This is a genomic window from Sanguibacter sp. 25GB23B1 (assembly GCF_040012415.1).
Lineage (GTDB): Bacteria > Actinomycetota > Actinomycetes > Actinomycetales > Cellulomonadaceae > Sanguibacter.
In genome coordinates this window covers 1-25,488 of sequence record NZ_JBDYKL010000024.1, presented here as the reverse complement: position 1 = coordinate 25,488, position 25,488 = coordinate 1, and the positions used below count along the sequence as shown (strand labels likewise).

Genomic DNA, 25,488 nt, shown 5'->3' with positions numbered 1-25,488 from the left:
CGTCCTCAGACCAGGTCTCGGACCGCCGCGTACTGGGACCGGATGACCGGTTCGGCCGCTGCGTCGAACACCTTCGTGCCTGCCGGCGGTCCCCAGTCGGGGGCGTCGGCCGCTCCGGAGAGCGCCCAGGCCGCTTGTCGGGCAGCGCCGTCGGCGACGTACTCCCCGGGTTGCGGGACCTCGACCGGAAGGCCGAAGACCTGCGGGGCGATCTGGCGCACGGCCTCGGAGCGCGCTCCGCCGCCGATGAGCAGCAGCCGCCGGACCTCGACCCCTTGGGCTCGCAGGGCGTCGAGCCCGTCGGCCAGGCCGCAGAGCATGCCCTCGACCGCGGCGCGCGCGAGGTGCGCCGGGGTCGTCGTGGCGAGGCGGAGCCCGTGGAGGGTCCCGGTCGCGTCGGGCCGGTTGGGTGTGCGCTCGCCCTCGAGGTAGGGGACGAGCACGAGACCGTCGGCCCCGGCCGGGGCCGAGAGCGCGAGCTCGGACAGCCCGGCGTGGTCGACGCCGAGCATCCGGGCCGCACCGTCGAGCACGCGGCTGGCGTTGAGGGTGCACGCGAGCGGCAGGAACTGTCCGGTCGCGTCGGAGAACCCCGTGACCATGCCGGAGCCGTCAGCGGTCGGAGCGGCGGCGATCGCCGACACGACACCGGACGTCCCGATGGACACCGCAACGTCCCCGGGCACCATGCCGAGCCCGAGCGCAGCGCCGGCGTTGTCGCCTGCACCGGCGCCGAGCACGAAGCCGTCGTCCATCCGCACGCTCTCCCCCGGCCCGAGGACCCGCGGCAGCACGACCCGATCCGACGCGCCCTCCCCGAGGGCGAGATCGAGCAGGTCGAGCCGGTACTCGCCGGTCGCACCGGAGAAGTAGCCGGTGCCTGACGCGTCGGACCGGTCGGTCGTCAGCGCCGAGAGGTCCCTCGCTGCACCCGGCGTGCCGCCGGCGCCCGAGATCTGCCAGGTGAGCCAGTCGTGCGGCAGGCACACGGCGGCGATCCGGGCGGCGTTCTCCGGCTCGTTCTGGGCGAGCCAGCGCAGCTTGGTCACCGTGAGCGACGCGACGGGCACGGAGCCGATCGCGTCGGCCCACGCCTGGGGTCCGCCGAGCTCGGCCGTGAGGTCGAGCGCGGCCTGGGACGAGCGGGTGTCGTTCCACAGGAGCGCAGGACGGATGACCTCGCCCTGCGCGTCGAGGACGACCATGCCGTGCTGCTGCCCGCCGACGGACAGCGCCGAGACGTCGTCGAGGCCACCGGCGGCCGCGACGGCGGCACCGAAGGCGTCCCACCATGCGGCGGGGTCCACCTCGGTGCCGTCGGGGTGGGACGCGGAGCCGAAGCGCACGAGCGCCCCGGTCTCCGCGTCGCGGACGACCACTTTGCACGACTGGGTCGAGGAGTCGACGCCCGCCACCAGGGTCCGTGCGGACCCGGTGGCGGTCGTCGAGGTGGCTGCTGTCATCAGCCGATCAGGTGGCGCAGGGCCAGCTGGTTGAGGCGGACGAAGCCGAAGTCGCGCTGTGCGGCGGCCTCGGGGTCGAAGTCCTCGAACGCGGACCGGTCGGCGAGGAGGTCGGCGACGCTCTCGCCCGGGTTGAGCGTCGGGGTCGCGAGCTCGAAGATGCCGGCCGTCTTGAAGGCTTCCTGCACCTCGGGGTCGGCACGGTACGCGTTCGACTTCGCCGCGAGCATCTCGTACATCGCCATGTTGGCCGACGCGGAGTCCCAGACGCCGGCCTCGACCTCGGTGCGCGAGGGCTTGTAGTCGAAGTGGCGCGGGCCCGTGTAACGGGGGCCGTCGGGCGTGCCCGGGAAGCCGTTCTCGACGAGGTCGACCGTGAAGAAGGCCGAGAGCAGGTCGCCGTGACCGAACACGAGGTCCTGGTCGAACTTGATGGAGCGCTGGCCGTTGAGGTCGATGTGGAAGAGCTTGTCCGACCACAGCGCCTGGGCGAGCCCGTGCGTGTAGTTGAGGCCCGCCATCTGCTCGTGGCCGGTCTCGGGGTTGAGGCCGACGATGTCGCCGTGCTCGAGCTCGGCGATGAAGCCGAGCGCGTGGCCGATCGTCGGGAGGAAGATGTCGCCGCGGGGCTCGTTGGGCTTGGGCTCGAGCGCGATGCGCATGTCGTAGCCCTTCTCCTTGATGTAGCCGGCGACGAGGTCGATACCCTCGCGGTAGCGCTCGAGCGCTGCGTGCAGGTCCTTGGCGCCGTCGTACTCGGAGCCCTCGCGGCCGCCCCACATGACGAAGGTCTTGGCGCCGAGCTCGGCGGTGAGGTCGATGTTGCGGAGCACCTTACGCAGCGCGAAGCGGCGCACGGAGCGGTCGTTCGACGTGAAGCCGCCGTCCTTGAAGACGGGGTGGCTGAAGAGGTTGGTCGTGACCATCTCGATGGTCATGTTGCTCTCGTCGGCGGCGGTCTTCAGCTCGCCGAGGATGTGGTCGCGCGTGGCGTCGTCCGAGCCGAAGGGGACGACGTCGTCGTCGTGGAACGTGAAGCCCCAGGCGCCGAGCTCGGCGAGCTTGCGCACGGCGCGGGCCGGGTCGAGGTGGGGGCGCGTCGCGGACCCGAACTGGTCCTGCGCGTTCCACCCGACGGTCCAGAGGCCGAAGGAGTAGTTGATTCCGGAGGTGGTGGACACGTGTTCTCCTCGTTGAGACGGTCGTCGGCGCAGCGCGCCATCGATTAGTTGTATGGATGAACTTAACCCCGGGAGCGGCTAAGGTCAACAGCATGGTCACCATCCCGGCAGTCGGGCAGCACTCGCTGCGCGAGCAGAACCTCGCGGTCGTCGCGCGGGAGATCTTCGCCGCCCACACCCCACCCTCGCGCGCCGAGGTCGCCGCCGCGACCGGGCTCACCCGCGCCACCGTGTCCGCCCTGGTCGACCGCCTCATCGAGTCCCAGATCGTCACCGAGCTCTCCCCCACCGTGTCCCGCCGCGCCGGCCGCCCGGCCGTCCCGCTCGTCCCCGCCGCCCGCACGATCGTCGGGATCGGGCTCGAGGTCAACGTCGACTACCTCGCCGGGACCGTCCTCGACCTCACGGGCAGCACCCTCGCCTCCATCACCGCCCACGGCGACTTCCACGCGAGCGACCCGGCCCGCACGCTGCAGCTCCTCGGCGACCTCACGGCAGACCTGCTCGCGCAGGTCCGCCGCGAGGGCCCCACCCCGCGCGTCGCGGGCGTCCGCCTCGCCCTCCCCGGGCTCGTCGAGAGCCGGACCTCGACGCTGCGCATCGCCCCCAACCTCGGCTGGGCCGACCTCTCGCCCGTGGACACGAGCGCGATCGCCGCCCACGTCGACGGCGCACCGATCACCCTCGCCAACGAGGCCAACCTCGCCGCGCTCGCCCAGGTCTCGCGCCTGCGCTCCCACGACGACACCCCCGACTCGTTCCTCTACGTCTCCGCCGACGTCGGGATCGGAGCCGCGATCGTCCTCGACCGCGAGCTGTTCCTCGGCGGGCGCGGGTGGAGCGGCGAGCTCGGCCACGTCGTCGTCGACCCGGCCGGCCCCGCCTGCCCGTGCGGCGCGACCGGCTGCCTCGAGCAGTACGCCGGTACCGACGCCCTCCTGCGCGCCGCACGGCTGCCCCGCGGCTCCACCGTGGCCGACCTCCTCGAGGCGGCTCACCGGGACGACGCCGCGGCGACCGCCGCGCTCGACCGCGCGGGGCACGCCCTCGGCGCGGCGCTCGCCGACTTCGTCAACCTCATCGACGTCCCGACCATCGTCCTGGGCGGGGCCTACTCCGCGCTCGCCGACCTCCTCGAGCCCGTCGTCCTCGCCGAGCTCACCACGCGGGTGCTCGCCGCACCGTGGTCGACCTTCGCCGTGCACCGCGCGTCCGTGGGCGTCGGCGCCGCCACGATCGGTGGCGCCCGCCGGAGCCTCCACGAGGTCGTGAGCGACCCGACACCCTGGCTGGCGACGGCTCACCAGCCCGGCTAGGTATCGTTCTCGCATGCTTTCCGACGCGACGCCCCACGGGACGAGATGACCGACCCCCGCGAGGCGTTGCTCTCGCCCGACGTGCCCGTCGACCTCGACAACTGTGCACGTGAGCCCATCCACATCCCCGGTCGCATCCAGCCGCGCGGCTGCCTGCTCGCCGTGCGGGCCACCGACCTCGTCGTCCTGCAGTGCTCGACGAACGTCGCCGACCAGCTCGGACGCCCCGCCGACACCCTGCTCGGCCGGCCGCTCGCTGCGGCGATCGGGACGACCGGGGCCCAGCTCGTCACCCGCCACCTCACGACCGCGCTGCGCCTGCAAGGCCGCAACCCGCTCCTCGTCCAGGTCGAGGTGGACGGCCGGACGGTCGAGATGGACGCGATCATGCACCGCCCACCGGCTGCCGACGGCGGGCCCGACGAGACGATCGTCGTCATCGAGCTCGAGCGGCCCGAGGGTCCTCGGCCGCTCACCTTCGCGAACACGTACGAGGCGGTCCGCGACGCGGTCGTCGACCTCAACACCGCCGGCTCCCTCGACGAGATCTTCGAGCACGCCGCACACCATGTCCGCCGGCTCACGGGCTTCGACCGCGTGATGATCTACCAGTTCGACGAGGACTACAACGGCACCGTCGTCGCCGAGGCGAAGCAGGACGACCTCAACCCGTTCCTCGGGCTCCGCTATCCCGCGAGCGACATCCCGGCCCAGGCCCGCGCCCTCTACGAGCGCAGCTGGATCCGCCTCATCTCGGACGTCGCCTACACACCGGCGGAGATCGTCCCGACCGCCAACCCGGCGACCGGTGCGCCGCTCGACCTCACGCACGCGACCTTGCGCAGCGTCTCACCCGTGCACCTCGAGTACCTCGGCAACATGGGCGTGCGGGCGTCGATGTCGATCTCGCTCATGCGCGACGACCGCCTGTGGGGCCTCATCGCCTGCCACCACTATGCGGGACCGCACGAGCCGTCCTTCGGTGTGCGTGCGGCCGCCGAGTTCCTCGGCTCGACGCTGTCGCTCCGGCTCGTCGCGCAGGTCGAGGAGAACCGCCTCACCGAGTCCCGCCGCGCCTCAGACCTCCTCGCCGACCTCGTCGCCCGGAGCCGTGACGAGCTCCGTCCGCTCGGCGAGGCGCTCACGGACGGCGACTCGCTCCGCTCGCTCACCCACGCCGACGGGGTCGTCGTCTTCACGGAGGACACGCTCACCACGGCGGGCGATGTGCCCGACGGGCTGACCTGCCGCACGATCGTCGACTGGGTGTGCGCGCAGGAGTCAGAGCTGGTCGTCACCGACTCGCTGACGGAGTCGGCTCCCGAGCTGCCGAGGAGCGCCGAGGCCACTGGCCTCCTCGCCGCCCGGCTGCCGGACGGCCAGACGGTGCTGTGGCTGCGGCACGAGACGAGCCGCGACGTGGACTGGGGCGGCGACCCGCACAACAAGGTCCTCTCCCGGACCGAGGGCGGCGACGTGCGGCTGAGCCCGCGCAAGTCCTTCGACCTCTGGCGCGAGGTCGTCCGGGGGCACAGCGAGCCGTGGAGCCCCGACGACATCGCTGCCGCGTCGTCGATCCGGAGCCACCTCGTGGAGGCGCTCTACCTGCGCGCGCGTCGCGACGACCGCGCAGCAGAGGCGATGCACCGTTCGATGCTGCCCTCGTCGCTCCCCGCCCCGCAGGGCTGGAGCCTCGAGGCCCGCTACGAGCCGGCCGACGGCGGGCGGGTCGGAGGCGACTGGTACGACGCGCTCCTGCTGCCGAGCGGAGCGCTCGTCGCGGTCGTCGGCGACGTCGCGGGGCACGGCCACGAGGCAGCGACGGCGATGGGTCAGCTGCGCAACGCCCTGCGTGCGGTGCTCGTCCGCGACGAGGACCCGGCGCGGGCCGTGGCCGAGCTCGACCGGATCGCCCGATGGATCCTCCCCGACCAGTACGCGACCGTGCTCGTGACGCTCGTCGACCTCGCCGCCGGCACGGCGCGCTACGCCTCGGCGGGCCACCCGGCTCCCCTCGTGCTCGCGGCGGACAACACGTCGTCGTGGCCACGGCCGCTGGGCTCCGCTCCGCTGGGCGTGCTCTCCGGCGACGTGCGGTCCGGGTACCTCGACATCCCCGTCGGTGGCGGGATCGCCCTCTTCACCGACGGTCTCGTCGAGCGACGGACCGAGTCGCTCGGTACGGGCGTGGACCGGCTGCAGCGCGCACTGGCAGCGGGACGTGGGGTGGACGGCGCGATGGCGCTGTCGCACGCACCCGGATCCGTCGACGACGCGACGCTGCTGCTGCTCTGCCGGGACGACTGAGCCGGCCGACCTGACCTCAGGTCTCCGGGGCTCAGGCCTCCGGGGCGGCCGGGAGGAGCTGGAACATGTCGGTGAGCCCTGTCACGTCGATGATCCACCGGACCCGCTCAGGGACGTCGGTCAGCGTGGGCACCTCGCCCTCGGGCGTGGCCCGGCGTGCGTCGTAGAGGATGCGCAGACCGCTCGAGTCGATGAAGGTCACCGCGCTCATGTCGACCTCGACCGGGACGGACGACCGACGGTCGACCGGCCAGACCTCCCGGAACTTCTCGTGCACCGAGATGTCGATCTCTCCGGTGAGCACCCAGCGGCTCTCGTTCTCGTCGTCGAGCGCAAAAGCTCCGACCTCAGCGTTGCCCATGGTCTCCTTCACCCGGTCTACCCGGTCTGACGTCCTCGCAGCACGGGCTGCGTGATCAACAGCCAACTATGGCAGACCACCGTGGGTCGTTCCACAGGAACGACCCACCCTCGCGGAGTCACCCGCACCCGCGCTCGTGCCGCACGGCGAGCCCTGCGCGACGATGGCATAGTTCAAGACCTGCCACGCGGACCCGAGCAGCACGACCCGGAGAAGAGGTTCATCGATTGAGCGAGATCAGAGCGGCGCGACCCCCGGAGAACTTCACCGTGAGGCGCACGTGGGTGCTCGACTCGACCGAGGGGCTCGGTCAGCTCAGGGGGTCCTTGTTCGAGGAGCTCACGGGTGACGCGTACGTCAAGAGCTCGGCGCTCGACGCGATCCCCGAGAAGATGGTGCTCGTCGTGAGCGAGCTCGCCACGAACGCGCTGCGCCACGGAAAGCCCCCGACGATCGTCACGCTCATGGAGAACACCGAGGAGCACCTGCTCGACGTCGCGGACCACGACGTGTCCACGGAACCGGCCGTCGCCCAGGGGCGCGAGCTCGGTGCCGGTGGATTCGGGCTGGTCCTCGCGCAGCGCCTCGCCTTCGATGTCGGCTGGTACGTGTCCGACCGCACCAAGCACATCTGGGCCCGGTTCCCGTTCACCGAGGCGACGGCCCCCGCCTGATCTCGGGCGGTTCTCGGGAGCGAACGGACAGATCACCTGCACTTTCTGTCCTCAAAGGTTCACGTACCCGTGGTAGGTGTCGATGAGGAAGGCATGGTCAACCGCCAACCGCTCGAGCTCGCCGACGTGGACCGCGTGGTCTCGTGTCTCCTGCGGACCCATCCCGAGGCCGCGGTCACCGGCATCCGTGCCGACGGCTCGCTCGTCCCCCCGCCGCCCTCGCTCCGCCTCGACCCGCGCCGCGCGCTGGAGACCAGGCGACTGCTGCGCGCCCGTCGGTGGCGCACCGAGACCTCGGCACCCGAGCCGTCGTCCCCGCTCGACCTCGTCGCGCCCCGGCACCGGGACCGGGTCGCCGACGCGTGGGACACCGTCCTGCAGGCGCGGATCGCGGACACCACGCTCCGTCTCGTCGACGGCAGCACCGCAGCCGTGCACCTCGTCGACGCTCGTCCCCGCCACGGCGTGCTCCTCGGCGTCATCGTCGAGGAGGACGTCGACACCGAGCTCGCCCAGATGCTCGCGGACAACGAGCAGCTCCGCACCCGCGAGCAGCTCCTGCACCGGCTGACCGAGACGCTCCCGTCGGGCGTCGTCCAGATCGACCGGGCCGGACGCATCGTCCACAAGAACGACCGCACCGCGCTCCTCGTCGGCAACCCGTCGGCGAGCACCCTCGTGGAGCAGCTCGGCTGGTGCGGGCCCGACGACTCCGCCCTCGTCGCCGCGTCCATCGACGCCGTGCTCGCCCTCGCCCACGACAGCGACATCGAGGTGACGGTCGACGTCCCGGGACGCGCGACCCGGGTGTGCCACGTCGCTCTGCGCTCGCTGACCACCGACGCCGGCCACGTCACGGGGGCGATCTGCTCCATCTCGGACGTCACCCAGGCGACCGTGCTGCGCAACGAGCTCGCCGTGCGCGCCACGGTGGACGCTCTGACCGGGTGCCACAACCGTGCCTCGATCATGGCGACGCTCCATGGCGCCATGGCCGGTGAGGACGCCAGCGAGCAGCGCGGCATCGCCGTGATCTTCGTCGACCTCGACCGCTTCAAGTCCGTCAACGACCGCCTCGGCCACGCCGCCGGCGACCGCGTCCTCGCCGCAGCCGCCGGGCGGCTGCGCTCGGCGAGCCGGTCGCGAGACATCGTCGGCCGCGTGGGCGGAGACGAGTTCCTCGTCGTGTGCCCGGACGTGTGCAGCCCCGCCGGCGCACTGCAGACGGCGCAGCGCATCGCCGACCTCCTCCGCGAGCCCGTCGAGCACCAGGGCGCGACGATCACGACGAGCGCGAGCGTCGGCGTCGCCTGGACCGATCAGCTCGACGGGTCGCCCGACGCGCTCGTCGCCGACGCCGACGCGGCGATGTACCGCTCGAAGCGCGCCGGGACGGGCCAGGCCTTCGCCTGACCGCGACAGCGACAGCGACAGCGACTGCGGCAGCGGCAGCGACGATCCCGAGCAGCGTCGGTTCGCCGGGAGCGTCAGCGCCCGAGGAGCCAGTCCACCTCGGCGAGCAGGAGGGCGCGCCGCGACGGTGAGTCGTAGGAGCGGAGGTCGTGGCCCAGGGCGTCGTAGACGACCCGGAGCCCGTCCGCCTCGTTGACCCACACGACCGGGTGGTCCACCCCGTCGTGGCGCTGGCTGAGCAGCACCTGGGCGTCGTCCGCGACGCGCAGGTAGGAGTAGCGCTCGTCGAACGCCGAGACGCGCTGCCCGTCGAGCACGGTCGCGAGCGTGGCACCGAGGGGGTGCCCGTGCTCGTCGGCCAGGAGCTCGAAGTCCGCGTCCCCGATCTCCGGGTGCATGGACGTGCCGTCGACCCACCGGCCGCCGAGGATCCGCTCCCAGTGCGGGCTGTCCGCGAAGGAGTTGGCCGCCTGGTGCAGGGCGAGGACGGGTCTCCCCGCATCGGCCCACGCGCGGACGGACTCGTGGAAGGGAGCCCAGCGCGCGTCGTCACCGTCGTGCGCGGCATCGGGTCGGCCTGAGGCGGTGTTGACGACGAGCAGGTCGACGTCGGTGAGGTCACGGGCTGCGTCCGGGAAGCAGCCACGCACGACGACGTCCCGCTCCCCCGCCCCTCCGGCGAGGATCGTCGCGACCCGGTGCGAGATCGCCGCCATGTCGTGCCACGGGTCCTCGTACCGTCCGCGACCGGACAGCACGAGGACCCTCTTCACGTCGTGGGACGCCACGACTCAGCGGTTGGTGCCGTCGATGGCGAAGACCTCGATGGCCGCGATCTCGTCCGCCGTCAGCGGCGCGGCGTGCGCGGCCTGGACGTTGTTCTCGAGCTGGGCGACGCTGCTCGCGCCGATGAGCGCGGACGTGACACGCTCGTCGCGCAGCAGCCACGTGAGAGCGAGCTGCGCGAGGCTCTGTCCGCGACCCTTCGCGATCGCGTCGAGGCCGCGCGCCCGCTCGAGGTACGTCTCGCTGAGTGCCGTCTCGGCCTTGAGGAAGTGCCCGACCGCGGCGCGGGAGTCCGCCGGCACGGAGCCGGAGAGGTAGCGGTCCGTGAGCATGCCCTGCGCGAGCGGGGAGAAGACGATCATGCCGACACCGAGGTCGCCCACGGTGTCGAGGAGCGACTGGCCGGTCGCGTCGACGTCGTCGGTCCTGCCCGCGTCGGGGAGCTCGACGTGGCGGTTGAACATCGAGTAGCTCGGCTGGTGGATGACGAGCGGCGTGCCGAGGTCGGCGAGCACCTGCTGCGCCACGCGGGTCTGCGCCGGGGAGTAGTTCGAGACGCCCGCGTAGAGCGCGCGACCGCTCGTGACCGCGGTGTGCAGCGCACCCATGGTCTCCTCGATCGGGACCGAGGGATCGGGGCGGTGGGAGTAGAAGATGTCGACGTAGTCGAGGCCCATGCGCGTCAGCGACTGGTCGAGCGACGCGAGGAGGTACTTGCGGCTGCCGCCGTCGCCGTACGGGCCCGGCCACATGTCGTAGCCGGCCTTGCTCGAGATGACGAGCTCGTCGCGGTAGGGGCGGAAGTCCGCGGCCAGGTGGCGTCCGAAGTTCTCCTCGGCGGAGCCGTAGGGCGGCCCGTAGTTGTTGGCGAGGTCGAAGTGCGTGATGCCGAGGTCGAACGCGCGGCGCAGCACGTCGCGCTGGGTGTCGAACGCGGTCGTGTCGCCGAAGTTGTGCCAGAGGCCCAGCGACAGTGCGGGGAGGTCGAGTCCGCTGCGTCCGCTGCGGCGGTACGGCATCGTCGAGTAACGGTCATCGGCTGCGAGGAAGTGGTTCACGTCTCGATCATTCCACGAGAGCCGTCCGCGGCGACAGCGTTTCTCGAATCGTTTCGAGATCCGCTGAGGTGCCCGTGCTCCACCGAGCGTCGTCCAGTAGCCTCGTCGCATGGATGCGCTGGCGAGGAGCAACGTCCGGGTCGTCGGTACCCCGGACGGGCCTCCGATGGTCCTCGCGCACGGTTTCGGGTGCGACCAGGGGATGTGGCGCTACGTCGTCCCTCAGTTCGAGGCCACCCACCGGATCGTGCTGTTCGACCACGTGGGAGCGGGCGGGTCCGACGCCTCGGCGTTCGACCCCGTGCACCACGCTCGCCTCGAGGGGTACGCCTCTGACGTCGTCGACATCCTCGAGGCCCTCGACCTCGGCCCCGTGACGTTCGTCGGCCACTCGGTGAGCGCCATGATCGGGGTCCTCGCCGCACGCGCGCGTCCGGACCTCGTGGAGACGCTGGTCCTCGTGAGCCCCAGCCCCCGGTACATCGACGACGACGGCTACCGCGGCGGCTTCAGCCAGGACGAGATCGACGAGCTCCTCGAGACGATGGACGACAACTACCTCGGCTGGTCCGCGCACATCGCCCCGGTCATCATGGGCCGCCCCGATCGGCCGGAGCTGGGCGAGGAGCTCGCGGCGAGCTTCTGCCGCATGGATCCGGCGATCGCCCGGCACTTCGCCCGCACCACCTTCCTCTCCGACAACCGCGCCGATCTCGCAGGCGTGACCACGCCGGCGCTCGTCGTCCAGTGCCGCCAGGACGCCATCGCCCCGACCGAGGTCGGCGCCTACGTGCACGAGCGGCTCGAGAACAGCCGGCTCGTCGTGCTCGACACCGTCGGCCACTGTCCCAACCTCAGCGCCCCCGACCAGCTCGTCGCTGCGATCGCGACGTTCCTCGCCGCGTGACGGACACCGCGCCCGCCCCGACCCCGGCCCCGTACGAGCGGTGGGAGCAGAGCCCCAGCGGCCTCGTGAGCCTGCAGCCGGACGGCACGGTCCTCGAGGCGAACGGCACGTTCCTGCGCTGGCTCGGCCGAGACCGGTCCGACGTCGTCGGTCGGGTACGCCTGCCGTCGCTCTTCTCCGTCGGCGGCCGCATCTACTGGGAGACGCACCTGGCGCCCCTCCTGCACGCCGAGGGACGCTTCGACGAGGTGGCGCTCGAGCTCAAGGGCCCCGACGGCCGCCTGCCCGTGCTGATCAGCGCGGTCGTCGTGACGACCGCCACCGGCACCGTCGTCCAGGTCGCGATCTCCAGCGCGCGCGAGCGGTCGAGGTACGAGCGCGAGCTGCTCGCCGCGCGGGCGGCCGCAGACGCCTCGGCCGCCCGCGCCGGGCTGCTCCTGCGCGCGACCGCCGCACTGTCCGGGGCCGCCGACGTGGGGAGCGTCGCCGACGCCCTGCTCCGTGCCGCGACCGAGTCGTTGGGCGCCGCCGCGGCCACCGTGTGGGTCCCCGACGCCGAGCACGGGCTGCGGGCGATCGCCTCGGTCGCCGAGGACCTGGCCACCTCACCGATGCCCGACCTCGACCTCGACCTCTCGGGCAACGTTCCGCAGACGCGTCAGGGTCGCGTCCTCGTCCCGCTCCACGGGATCTCTTCCGTCCAGGGCATGCTCTCGATCGCGCCCCGGACGGACGCCGCCGCGGAACCGGTCGACCTCGACGCGCTCTCGGGCGTCGCCCAGCAGGCGGGCCTCGCGCTCGACCGCGCGACCCTCTACGAGCGGAACGCGAACGTCGCGCACGAGCTCCAGCAGTCCCTGCTGTCCTCCGAGACGCCGCAGGGCGAGCACTTCGTCGTCACCACGACGTACCGGCCCGGCGTCGTCGGGCTCGAGGTCGGCGGCGACTGGTACGACTCGTTCCTGCCGCAGGACGGTGTCCTGTCCGTCGTCGTCGGCGACGTCGTGGGCAAAGGTCTCGGCGCCGCGAGCCGGATGGGCCAGCTGCGCAGCGCCGTGCGGGCCGTCGCCGGTCCCGGCGTGGGGCCGGCCGCCCTGCTGACCCGGCTCGACCACTTCGTCGGCCAGGTCCCGGGTGCGACGTCGACGACGCTCGCCTACGGCGAGATCGACCTCCGGACCGGGTGCCTGCGGTATGCCTGCGCGGGTCACCTGCCTCCCGTGCTCGTCCCCGCCGACGGACCGGCGCGCCTCCTGTGGGAGGGCCGCTCGATGCCGCTCGGCCTGGGACGTCCCGGCCGCCCGCGGACCGACGCCGAGGTCCAGCTGCAGCCCGGGGACCAGGTGCTGCTCTACACCGACGGCCTGGTGGAGCGCCGCGACCGCCCCCTCCCGGACCGCCTCCAGGACCTCGTCACGGCAGCAGGTGACCTGCACAACCGGTCGCCGGGCGACGCGACGGCCACGCTCATGGAGCGGCTCGTCCGCGAGGGCGAGGGGCACGACGACGTGTGCCTGCTCCTGCTCACGTGGCTCGGCTGAACCGAGGGGGCTCGGTCAGCCCGGAGCGAGAAGCTCCCTCGTGACGACTCTCGTCCAGCACTCCTGGACATCGTCGCCGGTCCATCCACGCTCGGCCGTCAGCTCCAGGTAGCCCTCGGGGCTGCAGATCGCGGCATAGACATCCACGGCGCGCCGAGGAGTGAGCCCGCTGCGCAGCGTGCCCGGTGTCCAGGACGAGAACACCCGCAGTCGCGCCGCATCCCCTCGCCGGGGGCCCTCGCGGCGAGTGGCGGCCAGCTCGGGCTCGGTCCTCGCGGCGTCGCGGAGGACCATCAGCAGGTCGCCCGAGTGCTCGAAGAGGCGCCGGTCGAACGCGACGGACGCTGCGACCTGGCGCGAAGGATCGCCGGAGGCTTCCTCGAGCTCGGTGACCACCCTGTGCGGGTCGGCTGAGAGGTCGGCCGCGTCCATGAGGGCCGCAGCCAGACCAACCTTGTTGCCGTACACGGAGTAGACGGTCGGGACGGACACGCCGGCGGCACGCGCGACCTCCCGGACCGTCGTCCCGGACCAGCCGTGCGTCACGAAGGCCGCACGTGCCGCGGCAGCGATTCGGCCGCGAGTCTCGTCGGCCTGGGCTGTCCGGAGCAGCGACGCGTACGGGCGGGGGGACGACTGACCTTCGACCACGTTGACCTCTTCGGTTTACGGAGCATATATTGAATGTATGGTACGCCAAATGAACGGATGGGGCGCACGGCCAGACCGGTCCCGTCCATCCGTCGTCACAACGAAGGGAAGACCATGAGCTCCTCACAGATCCTCGCGTACGAGCTCGGCTCCGGACGCCTCGTCCCCACCACGGCAGCCGTCGTCGGGCTGCTCGGCGTGGTCGCAGGCGTGCTGGCCCAGGCGCGCGCCAGCACGCCTCACCCCCGCGTCCTCGTCCTCGCCCTGTCTCTGGGAACCATCGCCGTTCTCATGGGTGGCCTCCACGCCGCCAACGCTGCGGGCGGCCTCGGCACGGGCAACGGCCTCGCAGGCGGCGTGATCGCCGTCATCCTGGGCATCATCGCAGCGCTGCTGGGCGGGCTCCCCCTGAGGCGCGCTGCGGTGCGCCGCTCGGAGTGAGCGCCGACCGACATGACGCCGCCCTGACCGCTGGAAGCCGACACCCGAACCGTGCACGCCGCTGGCGAAGACGGCTACGTTCGGACCCGAATCCGGCCTCAGGGCAGCCGGGCACCCTCCGGCACGTCGATGTCGCCGTAGACGAGGACGGTCGGTTCGCCGGCGCTGCTGGCGAGGTGGAGGACCTTGGCGTTCTCCTCGACGGCGACGGCGACCTTGAACGCGAGCTTGAGGGACGTGCCGACGGCGAGCAGGCCGTGGTTGGCCCAGACGACGGCATTGACGTCGTCGCCCATGAGCTCGGCGCTGCGCCGGCCGAAGTCGGCGTTGGTGCTGAACTCGAAGGGCATGATCGCGACCGGGCCCTTGGCGTAGAGCACCATGTTGAGGAGCACGGGGTCGATGCGTCGGCCGAGCGCGCCGAGGACGTTGACGAAGCTCGACTCGGTGTGGACCACGGCCTGGGCGTCGGGCCGGCGCGCGTAGTGGGCGAGGTGGACGGGCAGCTCGGTCGAGGGCAAGAGGTCACCCTCGATCACGGTGCCGTCCATCGCGACGACGAGCATGTCCTCCGGTCGCATGACGTCGTACCGGACGTCGGACGGCGTGATGACGATGGCGTCCTCGCCGTCGAGGACACCCGGGAGGCGGACGCTGATGTTGCCCTGGGTGTTGAAGTTCAGGCCCGTGCGCACCGACTCGTGGCAGTAGTAGAGGATCTCCTCGCGCAGCGCGAGGCTCGCCAGGCTGTCGGGGGCCACGGCGTGGTGGGTCGCGTCATGCGTCACGTCGTGCGTCATGGTCGTCATCATGTGTCCTCTCGCGCGTGAATGAATCGTTTCAACACCTTCATCCTGCCGGTCTGCCCCACGCGAGCCCAGGGACGAACGTCCCGCACGGGTGAGCATCTGTGCAGGGAGGCACCCGCACAGGTCTGCGCAGCCCGCGTGGCCGGGAGCACCTACCTCGGGTGATAATGGGGACGGTGTCCGCAGCACTGCGGATCCGCGAGACAATGAACCGTCCACGACACGCTGGGCCGACGCCCTCGGCGCGCCCACGACCGTGGGACGACCCGCGAGCGACCACCGACAGTGCAGGATGTGCAGTGCCCCAGGCAATCCCAGACAGCGAGACCGCCCCCGCGACCGCACCGGCCCCCGGCACCGACCCGTCCGTCGTCCTCGCCGAGGCCTCGCGCCGCCGCTCCTTCGCTGTCATCAGCCACCCCGACGCCGGGAAGTCGACCCTCACCGAGGCCCTCGCGCTGCACGCCAAGGCCATCCGCGAGGCAGGCCGCGCCGACGGCAAGTCGGGCCGGACCACGGTGTCCGACTGGATGGACATGGAACAGGCGCGAGGCATCTCCATCACCTCCGCGTCCCTCCAGTTCACCTACCGCGACACCGTCATCAACCTCGTCGACACCCCCGGCCACGCCGACTTCTCCGAGGACACCTACCGCGTCCTGTCCGCGGTCGACGCCGCCGTCATGCTCGTCGACGCCGCCAAGGGCCTCGAGGTCCAGACGATGAAGCTCTTCGCGGTCTGCAAGCACCGCGGCATCCCCCTCATCACCGTCATCAACAAGTGGGACCGCCCGGGCAAGGACGCCCTCGAGCTCATGGACGAGATCGAGGAGCGCACCGGGCTCGTCCCCACGCCGCTCACCTGGCCCGTCGGCATCGGCGGCGACTTCCGCGGCGTCCTCGACCGCCGCACCGGCGAGTACACGCGCTTCACGCGCACGGCAGGCGGCACGACGATCGCCCCCGAGGAGCACATGGACCCCGAGGCGGCCTCCGCCCGCGAGGGCATCGCCTGGACCACCGCCGTCGAGGAGTCCGAGCTCCTCGAGGCCTCGGGTGCCGACCACGACGCCGAGACCTTCCTCGCCGGTGAGACCACCCCCGTCCTCTTCGGCTCCGCCGTCCAGAACTTCGGTGTCCACGCCCTGCTCGACGTCCTCGTCGACGTCGCCCCCTCCCCGACGCCGCGCCCGACCGTCGCCGGGACACCCCGACCGGTCGAGGCCCCGTTCTCCGCCTTCGTCTTCAAGATGCAGGCCGGCATGGACACCGCCCACCGCGACCGCCTCGCGTTCGCCCGCATCTGCTCCGGCGTCTTCGAGCGCGGGATGGTCGTCACCTCGAGCCGCACCGGGCGCCCGTTCGCCACGAAGTACGCCCAGCAGGTCTTCGGACGCGAGCGATCCATCGTCGACACCGCCTACCCCGGCGACGTCATCGGGCTCGTCAATGCGGCAAACCTCCGTGTGGGAGATACGCTGTACCTCGACAAGCCGGTCGAGTACCCGCCGTTGCCCACGTTTGCACCTGAGCACTTTGCCGTCATGCGAGCCAAGGACGTGTCCCGTTACAAGCAGTTCCAGCGCGGCGTGATGCAGCTCGGCGCCGAGGGCGTCGTGCAGGTGCTGCGCTCGGACCTGCGCGGTGACCAGGCGCCCGTGCTGGCTGCTGTCGGCCCGATGCAGTTCGAGGTCGCGCAGCACCGCATGGGCACGGAGTTCAACTCGCCGGTCACGCTCGACCGCCTGCAGTACGAGATCGCGCTGCGCACCACGGCGGACTGGGTCGAGGCGCTCAACGCACAGCTCGGTGTCGAGGTCCTCCAGCGCGAGGACGGCGAGTACCTGGCGCTCTTCCCGGACCGCTGGCGTGTCACCTCGGTCCGCAACCGCCTCCCCGACGCGGTGCTCGACCCGCTCGTCGCCACCTGACGAGCCCACACCTTTGAAGCACGAAGAACACCCGCGAACCGGTCGCTCCGCAGGACCGGTCAACCCGGCCCCACCAGGGCCCCTGACGACTGAAGGTCACACCTTGCTCAGCTCCACGAAGATGAACCTCTCCGCGCCCCCCGCACTCCCCCGCGGCGGCCTGCGCATCACGCCCCTCGGCGGCCTCGGCGAGATCGGCCGCAACATGACCGTCTACGAGATCGAGGGCAAGCTCCTCATCGTCGACTGCGGCGTGCTCTTCCCCGAGGAGCACCAGCCCGGCGTCGACGTCATCCTCGCCGACTTCACCTCCATCCGGGACCGTCTCAAGGACATCGTCGCGATCGTGCTCACCCACGGTCACGAGGACCACATCGGCGGTGTCCCGTACCTCCTCAAGGAGCGCGCGGACATCCCCGTCATCGGCTCCAAGCTCACGCTCGCGTTCATCACCGCGAAGCTCAAGGAGCACCGCATCCGCCCCCGCACCATCGAGGTGGAGGCCGGCGGCACCTCCAAGCAGGGCCCGTTCGACCTCGAGTTCGTCGCGGTCAACCACTCCATCCCCGACGGCCTGGCCGTCGCGATCCGCACCCGTGCCGGCATCGTCCTCAACACGGGCGACTTCAAGATGGACCAGTTCCCGCTCGACAAGCGGATCACCGACCTCAACCACTTCGCCCGCCTGGGCGCGGAGGGCGTCGACGTCTTCATGACGGACTCGACCAACGCCGAAGTCCCCGGCTTCACGATGTCGGAGGAGGAGCTCGCCCCCGCGATCGAGAAGGTGTTCCGCACCGCACCGAAGCGCGTCATCGTGTCGAGCTTCGCCAGCCACATCCACCGCATCCAGCAGGTCCTCGACTCCGCCCACGAGTCCGGTCGCAAGGTCGCGTTCGTCGGCCGCTCCATGGTCCGCAACATGGGGATCGCCGAGGAGCTCGGCTACCTCAAGATCCCCCGCGGCCTCGTCGTCGACCTCAAGAAGCTCGAGTCGATGCCCGCCGACAAGATCTGCCTCGTGTGCACCGGGTCGCAAGGCGAGCCGATGGCCGCACTCTCCCGCATGTCCAACGGCGAGCACGTCATCAAGGTCGAAGAGGGTGACACCGTCCTCCTCGCGAGCTCGCTCATCCCGGGCAACGAGAACGCCATCTACCGCGTCATCAACTCGCTCACCGACCTCGGCGCCAACATCGTCCACAAGGGCAACGCCAAGGTGCACGTCTCCGGCCACGCCAGCGCCGGCGAGCTCGTCTACTGCTACAACATCGTCAAGCCGAAGAACGTCATCCCGATCCACGGCGAGGCTCGCCACCTGCGCGCCAACGCCGCGCTCGCCGAGAAGACCGGTGTGCCGTCGAACAACGTCATCGTCGCGCAGGACGGCGTCGTCATGGACCTCGTCCGCGGCAAGCTGTCGATCGTCGGCAAGGTACCGGCAGGGTACGTCTACGTCGACGGCCAGACCGTCGGCTCCGCGACCGAGGACACCCTCGCCGAGCGCCGCGCCCTCGGGTCCAAGGGCATCGTCACCGTCCTCGCGCTCGTCGACCTCGACCTCGGCGTCATGGCCGAGAAGCCCGAGTTCATCACGCGCGGGTTCGTCCACGACGGGCACACGTTCGACGCGGCCGTCGTCGAGATCGAGAAGGCGCTCGCCCAGCTGCCCAAGCGCGACGCCGGCGACATCGACAAGATCGAGGGCGTCATCGCCAAGTCGGTCGCCCGCTGGCTCCAGCGCACGTACCGTCGCGAGCCGCTCGTCAACGCGATCGTCGTCGACGCGTAGCGCCTGAGGAACCGCAGCACCTGCACGATCCGCACCACCCGAGGAGCCCGCACGCGACGCGTGCGGGCTCCTCGCGGCTCTCCTCGACTGTGAACCGACGGCACCTCCCGGCGCCCAGGGCGTGAGACCACCCGCCAGGTGTCTTCAGATCGCCGCCGCGCGGTCGATAGAGCCGCCATCACCACCCTGAGAACCACATCACGTGCTGCGGGCGCCACGCACGTGGGTTTTGCGTTCGCCCTCGTCACGCTCGGGGCCTCCCGCGCCCTGACAGACGCAGTGACCAGCGGTGTCGTGTTCCTCGCAGCGAACCTCGTCCCGGTCGCCGCAGTCGCCACCATGCTCGTCGTCCGACGGCCACCGCACCCCGCTCCCTGGTACCTCATCACCGGTGCGCTGCTCTCGTCGACGGTCCACAACATCGTCTGGCTCGTCCAGGTGCCCATCCAGGGCCAGGCGCAGTCCACAGGCCTCCTGTCGACCATGACGCTCCTGCTCGCCTACGTGGGCCTGCTCGTCGCTGCAGTCCTCGTCGTCATACCCGTCGCACGCGGGGACGGCGGTGCCGTCGTCGACTCCTCGATCGTCTCCGTGAGCGTCGCAGGTCTCCTCTGGTCGCTCGTCCTCGCCCCCGCGCTCGACGCCCAGGGCGCCGGAGCCGGGACACGCGCCCTGTCGCTCGTCATCGTGCTGCTCGTGTGCGGCACGACCGGTGCGGTCGCCCGCGCCGCGATCACCGCCCGCGAGGCGCGTCCCACGCTCGGCTACCTGCTGCTCGCGGCGGTCGCGATGCTCGTCGCCACAGTCGTCTCGGCCACGACCGAGACCACCCCAGGCGTCCCCGACGGCGGCCTGAAGGACTTCGTCTGGATCATCGCCTACCTCGCCCTCGGAGCCGCCGCAGCGCACCCGTCGCGAGCTGCGCTCCGCACCCCAGGGCGCCCGCTCGCACAGACCCTCACCCTTCCCCACCTGCTCGTCCTCGGTGTCGCGGTCTGCTCCAACCTCCTGCTCGCCGGCGTCCTCGAGCTCACCGGGACAGGATCGGACCCCGCCCTCCTCATCGTCGGCTCGCTCGTCGTCGTCCCGCTCTTCCTCGTCCGGGTGTGGCAGATCGCCGGCCTCTTCGAGAAGGCCCAGGACGACCTCGTCCGCCAGGCGCGCCACGACGACCTCACCGGTCTGCCGAACCGCCGTGCCGCCACCGCCCACCTGGAGGAGACCGTGCGCGGGGTCGACGACGGCACCCTGGCCGGCGCACGGGTGTGCTTCCTCGACCTCGACGACTTCAAGCTCGTCAACGACGAGCACGGTCACGGCACGGGAGACCAGGTCCTCGTCCAGGTGGCAGAGCGCCTGGCCGGCGCGGTCAGGCACGAAGACTTCGTGGCGCGGCTCGGCGGTGACGAGTTCGTCGTCGTGCTCCCGTGCGACGGTGACGACCTCGAGACGCTGACGGTCGACCGGGTGCGCGACGCCGTCTCCGCGCCGATGGACATCAGTGGGGCGACGATCGTCGTCGACGTGAGCATCGGCTCCGTAGCGGTCACGCGCGGCGAAGGTGTCACCGTCGAACGGCTCCTGTCCTTCGCCGACGCGCGCATGTACCTCGACAAGCGCCGCGAGCGCGTCACCAGCCCGCGCAGTGCGCCGGTCGGCACCGTCAGTCCGGTGAGCCTGGTGCGGTCGTCGAGCGGACCCGACGAACCCGACGGTCCTCGACACTCGTGACGGTGAGGCGATGCCCGTCCGTGTCGACCGCGTCGCCGACCACCGCGAGGCGTCCGAGCCGCGCGACGACGTAGCCGGCCACCGTCTCGTACGGTCCGTCGGCGAGCTCGATCCCGCTCGCTGCGGCGAAGGCCTCGATCGTCAGGCCGCCGTCGAAGTCCCCCTCGGCGAAGGGCTCGGGTGCCGGGTCGTGCTCGTCGCGGATGTCTCCGACGAGCTCCTCGACCAGGTCCTCGAGCGTGACGATCCCGTCCGTCCCGCCGTACTCGTCGACGACGACCGCGAGGTGGACTCCGACCCGGCGCATGAGCGCGAGCGACGGCAGGAGCCTGTTCGTCCCGGGGAGCTCGAGGACCTCCCGTGCCACGTCCCGCACGGTCAGGCCCTCCTCGAGCGGGCTGTCGTCCAGCCGGTCGAGCAGGTCTCGAACATGGATGAAGCCGACGACGTCGTCGAAGTCGACACCGATGACCGGGTACCGGGAGTACGGCAGGGAGTGGGCGATCGCAGCGGCCTGCGCCAGGGGCAGGTGGGCTGCGAGGAACTCGACCTCGGCGCGTGGTCGCATCGTCTCGGCGACGGACCGGTCGGCCGCCGCGAGCACCCCTGCGAGCATCTCCCGCTGGTCGTCCGGGAACCCTTCGTGGGCTGCGACGAGCCTGCGCAGCTCCTCGGACGTCATCGGTTCACCACGGGTGGCCGGGTTGCCCCCGACCATGCGGATGACGAGGTCGGTCGAGACGGACAGCAGCCAGATGACGGGCCGCATCGCGCTCGCGAACCGGTCGAGCGGTGGCGCGACCACGAGCGCGACCCGCTCCGGTCGCTGCAGGGCGAGGCGCTTGGGCACGAGCTCGCCGAGCACCAGGGAGAGGTAGGAGATGACGACAGTCAGCAGGACGAGTGCGACGGTCGGGGCGAGAGCGGGTGCGAGACCGGCACGCTCGAGCGCAGGGACGAAGTCCGGGGCGAGCGTCGAGGCTCCGTAGGCCGCCGAGAAGAAACCGGCGAACGTGACACCGATCTGGACCGCGGCGAGGAACCGGTTGGGGTTCCTCGCCACGGCTGCGACGCGCGCACCTCGCGGGCTGCGCTCCTCGAGCCGTGCCACCTGCGAGTCCCGGAGAGCGACGAGCGCGAGCTCGGTCCCGGCGAAGACTCCTCCGATGAGGACGAACACCACGACCAGCGCCACGTTGAGCCCGGTTCCCGCGTCCATCTGCCGTGAGCCTCCTCACGACAACGCTACAACACGACCGTCACCCCAGGGTGTCGAGGAGCTCGGCGCGCGCGAGGCGCCGGACCGCCTGCTCGCGCGGGTCGGGTACGGGCACGGCCGCGAGGAGCGCACGGGTGTACTCCTGCTGCGGGTTCCGCAGCACGTCCGAGGTCGCACCGACCTCGACGAGCCGGCCGTTGCTCATCACCGCGACGTCGTGCGCGACGATGTCGACGACCGCGAGGTCGTGGCTGATGAACAGGCACGCGAAGCCCATCTCCGCCTGGAGCGTGCGGAAGAGGGCGAGCACCGTCGCCTGGACGCTGACGTCGAGGGCGCTCGTCGGCTCGTCGGCCACGAGGAGGTCCGGGCTCAGGACGAGCGCTCGTGCGAGGCTCACGCGCTGCCGCTGGCCGCCGGAGAGCTCGTGGGGGTACCGGGCGGCGAAGGCCGCCGGCAGCTCGACGGCCTCGAGCAGCTCGCGGACCCGCGCGCGGCGCGAGGCGTGGTCGCCCTCGTCGTGGACCACGAGCGGCTCGGAGATGCAGGCACCGACGCTCGCCCGCGGGTTGAGCGAGGCGGCCGGGTCCTGGAAGACGAAGCCGAAGCGACGGCGCAGGTCCCGCAGCGACCTCGCGGACGCCCGTGCGAGGTCGTCGCCGAACACCTTGACGGACCCGCCCGAGGCCGGCACGAGGCCCACCGCGCACCGGCCGACCGTCGTCTTGCCCGAGCCGGACTCCCCCACGAGACCGAGGACGGCGCCCGGTGCGATGGAGAAGGAGACGTCGTCGACGGCCCGGACGCTCGGGCTCCCGAGCCGACCGGGGAAGTCGACGACGAGGTTCTCCACCGCGAGCGCGGAGACCCCCCGCGTGCTCTTGCCCGGTTCCACGGTGCTGCCGGGGTCGGCCGTGGTGGGCACACCCCGCAGGTCGGGCTCGACGACGACCGCGCGCGGCGCGGCCCCCGGGAGCTCGGTGTGGGTCGCCTTGCCGAGGTGCGGCACGGCGGCGAGGAGCCGCTGCGTGTACGGGTGCTGCGGTGCCTCGAAGAGGTCGTGGACGCTCGCCTGCTCGACGACCTCGCCCTTGTACATGACGACGACGCGGTCCGCGAGGTCCGCCACGACTCCCATGTTGTGGGTGATGAGCACGATCGCGGTGCCGAGACGGTCCCGGAGGTCTCGCAGGAGGTCGAGGATCTGGGCCTGGACGGTGACGTCGAGGGCGGTCGTCGGTTCGTCGGCGATGATCACCTCGGGGTCGCACGCGATCGCGATGGCGATCATGACGCGCTGCTTCTGCCCGCCGGACATCTGGTGCGGGTAGGACTTCACGCGACGCGCCGGGTCCGGGATCCCGACGAGCTCGAGCAGCTCGACGGCCCGCGCCGTGGCGGCGCGCCGACTCATCCGGGAGTGCGCGCGCAGAGCCTCGCAGATCTGCCAGCCGACGGTCCGCACGGGGTCGAGCGACGTCGACGGCTCCTGGAAGATCATCGCGATGCGCCGGCCACGAACCTTGCGCATCGACTCCCCACGGAGCGTGGTGAGCTCGGCACCGTCGAGCGTGGCTGAGCCGGTGACCGTGGCGTAGCCCGGGAGCAGCCCGAGGAGGGCGCGCGAGCTGACGGACTTGCCGGATCCGGACTCCCCGACGACGGCGACGATCTCGCCGGGCCCGACGTCGAAGCTCGCCTCCCGGACGGCCTGGACGGCGCCCGCGTCGGCAGCGAACGCGACGCTCAGCCGGTCGAGCCGGAGGATGGGCTCTGCAGTCATGAGAGGTCCTTCTCTGGGAGGGCGACCTCGGCCTCGTCGGCCGTCGTCGCGCCGCTGCCGCGGGTGCGCAGGAGCGGGTTGAGCACGTCGTTGAGGCTCTCGCCCACGAGCGTGACACCGGTGACGACGAGGACGATCGCGAGGCCAGGGAAGGTCCCGGTCCACCAGATGTCGTTCGTCGCGTCGGACAGCGCCTTGTTGAGGTCGTAGCCCCACTCGGCCGCCGCGGACGGCTCGATGCCGAAACCGAGGAACCCGAGGCCGGCGAGCGTGAGGATCGCCTCGGAGGCGTTGAGCGTCGCGAGGACCGGGATGGTCTGGGAGACGTTCGGCAGCACGTGCTTGAACATGATCCGGCGCGGCTTGGCCCCGGTGATGCGGGCCGCGTCGACGAAGGGCTCGTGCTTGACGGACACCGTCGCGTTGCGGACCACCCGGAAGTACTGGGGCACGAACACGACGGTGATGGAGATCGCCGCTGCCAGGATGCCGCCGGCCGGGGTGGAGCGTCCGCCGGTGATCATGATCGCGACGATGATCGCGAGGAGCAGCGACGGGAACGCGTAGAGGGCGTCGGTGACGAGGACGAGCGCACGGTCGAGCTTGCCGCCGACGTAGCCGGAGACGAGACCGAGCGGGACGCCGACGGCGAGCGAGATCGCTACGGCGAGCACGATGACCTGGAGTGCAGTGCGTGCTCCGAAGAGCACGCGTGAGAGCACGTCCTGGCCGCCGACCGTCGTGCCGAACCAGTGCGCCGCGGACGGCGCCTGCTGCGTACCGAAGGGGACACCGTCGACGCGGTCGTCGTTGAAGCCGTACGGCGCGAGGAGCGGCGCGAAGATCGCGACGAGCACGAAGATCGCGATGATGACGAGCCCCGTGATGAGCATGCCTCGTTGGAGGCCGTGCGTGGAGCGCAGGAGCGCGACGCCGGGGAAGCCCCGGCGACCGCCTTCGGGTGGGACGAGACCGTCGGTCTCGGTGGCGACGATGGCAGACATCAGTACCTCACCCTCGGGTCGACGAGCGCGTTGATCAGGTCGATGAGGAAGCTCGTGATCGCGACGACCACCGCGATGGCGGTGACGATCCCCTGGACGGCGACGAAGTCACGGGCGAGCAGGTACCGGGACAGGATGTACCCGAGGCCCTGCCACTCGAACGTCGTCTCGGTGAGGATGGCCCCACCGAGGAGCATCGCGATCTGCATCCCCATGACGGTGACGATGGGGACGAGCGCGTTGCGGAAGGCGTGCTTGCGCACGACGACGGACTCCGAGACGCCGCGGGCACGGGCGGCCGTGACGTAGTCGGTGCGCATCGTCTCGAGGAGGTTGATGCGGATGAGACGGATGAACACCCCGGCGGTGAGCAGGCCGAGAGCGACGGCCGGGAGGACGGCGTGCGCGAGCACGTCGAGGATGTACTCGGGCTCCCCGTAGAGGATCGCGTCGATGATCATGATGTTCGTCTTCGGCTGCACGTTGTTCAGCGCGATCGACACGGCAGGCGCGGCACGCCCCGACGACGGCAGCCAGCCGAGGGTCGAGGAGAAGAGGAGCTTGAGCAGCAGGCCGATGAAGAAGACCGGTGCCGCGTAGACGAGGATCGCGAAGAGGCGGATCGACACGTCCGGGAGGCGGTCACGGTAGCGAGCTGCGAGGCGACCGAGCGGCACACCGACGAGGAACGCGACGAGCAGAGCCCAGAAGGTCAGCTCGAGGGTCGCGGCGCCGTTCGTGATGAGGACCTCGCTGATCTCGCGGCGGTCCGTGAGCGCGGTCCCGAAGTCCCCGCGGACGAGGCCCCCGAGGTACTCGAGGTACTGCGTGAGGATCGGCCGGTCGAAGCCGGAGGCGGCGCGGCGGAGGTCGAGCTGCTCGGGCGTCAGGCGCCCGCCCTGCGCGGCGGTGATCGGGTCACCGATGACCCGCATGAAGAAGAACACGACCGTGACGAGGATGAGGACGGTCGGGATGATGAGGAGCAGCCGCACGAGGAGGTATCTCACGAGCGGGCTGCGTGGGAGGACGCTGCGTGGAAGGGCGCTGACAGCCATGATGTCCGTTCGTCAGGGGATCGAGGACGTGTGGCGGGGGGGGGGGGGGGGGGGGGGGGGGG

21 protein-coding genes are annotated in these 25,488 nt (G+C 71.4%); 10 read left to right on the top strand and 11 right to left on the bottom strand.

Translation table 11 applies throughout. From position 1 onward, the window contains the following. Positions 1–5 precede the first annotated feature (5 nt). Positions 6–1,463 (bottom strand): xylulokinase, encoded by a 1,458-nt coding sequence (xylB, locus tag ABKW26_RS13440; RefSeq protein WP_348594276.1) that lies wholly within the window; start codon positions 1,461–1,463, stop codon positions 6–8. Beyond that, entirely contained in the window at positions 1,463–2,644 is a 1,182-nt protein-coding gene (xylA, locus tag ABKW26_RS13435; protein ID WP_348594275.1) for a xylose isomerase, read from the bottom strand. The genes xylB and xylA overlap by 1 nt, the downstream gene beginning before the upstream one ends. Positions 2,645–2,736: 92 nt before the next feature. On the opposite strand from xylA, the gene ABKW26_RS13430 reads away from it, so the two are divergent. Both ABKW26_RS13430 and ABKW26_RS13425 read left to right on the top strand, forming a co-directional pair. Beyond that, on the top strand, positions 2,737–3,960 hold the full coding sequence (locus ABKW26_RS13430; RefSeq protein ID WP_348594274.1) for an ROK family protein: 1,224 nt from the start codon (positions 2,737–2,739) through the stop codon (positions 3,958–3,960). Positions 3,961–4,005: 45 nt separating this feature from the next. Continuing rightward, on the top strand, positions 4,006–6,267 hold the full coding sequence (locus ABKW26_RS13425) for a SpoIIE family protein phosphatase (RefSeq protein WP_348594273.1): 2,262 nt from the start codon (positions 4,006–4,008) through the stop codon (positions 6,265–6,267). Positions 6,268–6,298: 31 nt separating this feature from the next. Here the strand turns inward: ABKW26_RS13425 and ABKW26_RS13420 are convergent, their stop codons facing one another. Then, positions 6,299–6,628 carry an STAS domain-containing protein gene (locus ABKW26_RS13420; protein ID WP_348594272.1) on the bottom strand — a complete coding sequence of 110 codons (330 nt, stop codon included), beginning with the start codon at positions 6,626–6,628 and terminating at the stop codon, positions 6,299–6,301. Positions 6,629–6,855: 227 nt separating this feature from the next. Here ABKW26_RS13420 and ABKW26_RS13415 point away from each other — a divergent pair, with 227 nt between their 5' ends. Both ABKW26_RS13415 and ABKW26_RS13410 read left to right on the top strand, forming a co-directional pair. Next, positions 6,856–7,302: an ATP-binding protein gene (locus ABKW26_RS13415; RefSeq protein WP_348594271.1), complete on the top strand. Its 447-nt coding sequence runs from the start codon at positions 6,856–6,858 to the stop codon at positions 7,300–7,302. A 93-nt stretch (positions 7,303–7,395) separates the two neighbouring features. After that, positions 7,396–8,715, top strand: coding sequence for a diguanylate cyclase (locus tag ABKW26_RS13410; RefSeq protein WP_348594270.1), 1,320 nt, complete (start codon positions 7,396–7,398; stop codon positions 8,713–8,715). 74 nt (positions 8,716–8,789) lie between these two features. Here ABKW26_RS13410 and ABKW26_RS13405 read toward each other — a convergent pair whose 3' ends face one another. Further along, positions 8,790–9,503 carry a ThuA domain-containing protein gene (locus ABKW26_RS13405; protein ID WP_348594269.1) on the bottom strand — a complete coding sequence of 238 codons (714 nt, stop codon included), beginning with the start codon at positions 9,501–9,503 and terminating at the stop codon, positions 8,790–8,792. 3 nt (positions 9,504–9,506) lie between these two features. Next, positions 9,507–10,520 (bottom strand): aldo/keto reductase, encoded by a 1,014-nt coding sequence (locus ABKW26_RS13400; protein WP_348594316.1) that lies wholly within the window; start codon positions 10,518–10,520, stop codon positions 9,507–9,509. Between the two features lie 148 nt (positions 10,521–10,668). On the opposite strand from ABKW26_RS13400, the gene ABKW26_RS13395 reads away from it, so the two are divergent. Together ABKW26_RS13395 and ABKW26_RS13390 are read left to right on the top strand one after the other, a co-directional pair. After that, entirely contained in the window at positions 10,669–11,466 is a 798-nt protein-coding gene (locus ABKW26_RS13395) for an alpha/beta hydrolase (RefSeq protein WP_348594268.1), read from the top strand. Further along, positions 11,463–13,007, top strand: coding sequence for a SpoIIE family protein phosphatase (locus tag ABKW26_RS13390; protein ID WP_348594267.1), 1,545 nt, complete (start codon positions 11,463–11,465; stop codon positions 13,005–13,007). Before ABKW26_RS13395 ends, ABKW26_RS13390 begins: the two co-directional genes overlap by 4 nt. Before the next feature lie 15 nt (positions 13,008–13,022). On the opposite strand, the gene ABKW26_RS13385 is transcribed toward ABKW26_RS13390, so the two are convergent. Then, on the bottom strand, positions 13,023–13,658 hold the full coding sequence (locus tag ABKW26_RS13385; protein ID WP_348594266.1) for a TetR/AcrR family transcriptional regulator: 636 nt from the start codon (positions 13,656–13,658) through the stop codon (positions 13,023–13,025). Positions 13,659–13,772: 114 nt separating this feature from the next. Here ABKW26_RS13385 and ABKW26_RS13380 point away from each other — a divergent pair, with 114 nt between their 5' ends. Continuing rightward, complete coding sequence (locus ABKW26_RS13380; RefSeq protein WP_348594265.1) at positions 13,773–14,099, top strand: DUF6223 family protein; 327 nt, start codon at positions 13,773–13,775, stop codon at positions 14,097–14,099. Between the two features lie 98 nt (positions 14,100–14,197). Here ABKW26_RS13380 and ABKW26_RS13375 read toward each other — a convergent pair whose 3' ends face one another. Continuing rightward, entirely contained in the window at positions 14,198–14,899 is a 702-nt protein-coding gene (locus tag ABKW26_RS13375; protein WP_348594264.1) for a class II aldolase/adducin family protein, read from the bottom strand. 320 nt (positions 14,900–15,219) lie between these two features. On the opposite strand from ABKW26_RS13375, the gene ABKW26_RS13370 reads away from it, so the two are divergent. From ABKW26_RS13370 to ABKW26_RS13360, 3 genes are all read left to right on the top strand, one after another. Further along, positions 15,220–16,839, top strand: a complete 1,620-nt coding sequence (locus ABKW26_RS13370) for a peptide chain release factor 3 (protein WP_348594315.1) — start codon at positions 15,220–15,222, stop codon at positions 16,837–16,839. A gap of 121 nt (positions 16,840–16,960) precedes the next feature. Continuing rightward, on the top strand, positions 16,961–18,631 hold the full coding sequence (locus tag ABKW26_RS13365; RefSeq protein ID WP_348594314.1) for a ribonuclease J: 1,671 nt from the start codon (positions 16,961–16,963) through the stop codon (positions 18,629–18,631). 279 nt (positions 18,632–18,910) lie between these two features. Continuing rightward, positions 18,911–20,362: a GGDEF domain-containing protein gene (locus ABKW26_RS13360; RefSeq protein WP_348594263.1), complete on the top strand. Its 1,452-nt coding sequence runs from the start codon at positions 18,911–18,913 to the stop codon at positions 20,360–20,362. Here the strand turns inward: ABKW26_RS13360 and ABKW26_RS13355 are convergent. From ABKW26_RS13355 to ABKW26_RS13340, 4 genes are read right to left on the bottom strand one after another with little or no spacing between them, the layout of a single operon-like run. Next, positions 20,295–21,581, bottom strand: coding sequence for a hemolysin family protein (locus tag ABKW26_RS13355; protein ID WP_348594262.1), 1,287 nt, complete (start codon positions 21,579–21,581; stop codon positions 20,295–20,297). The two genes, ABKW26_RS13360 and ABKW26_RS13355, sit on opposite strands and share 68 nt — an antisense overlap. Before the next feature lie 40 nt (positions 21,582–21,621). Continuing rightward, positions 21,622–23,364 (bottom strand): ABC transporter ATP-binding protein, encoded by a 1,743-nt coding sequence (locus ABKW26_RS13350; RefSeq protein ID WP_348594261.1) that lies wholly within the window; start codon positions 23,362–23,364, stop codon positions 21,622–21,624. Then, complete coding sequence (locus tag ABKW26_RS13345; RefSeq protein ID WP_348594260.1) at positions 23,361–24,368, bottom strand: ABC transporter permease; 1,008 nt, start codon at positions 24,366–24,368, stop codon at positions 23,361–23,363. Before ABKW26_RS13345 ends, ABKW26_RS13350 begins: the two co-directional genes overlap by 4 nt. After that, positions 24,368–25,426, bottom strand: coding sequence for an ABC transporter permease (locus tag ABKW26_RS13340; protein WP_348594259.1), 1,059 nt, complete (start codon positions 25,424–25,426; stop codon positions 24,368–24,370). Before ABKW26_RS13340 ends, ABKW26_RS13345 begins: the two co-directional genes overlap by 1 nt. Between the last annotated feature and the right edge of the window lie 62 nt (positions 25,427–25,488).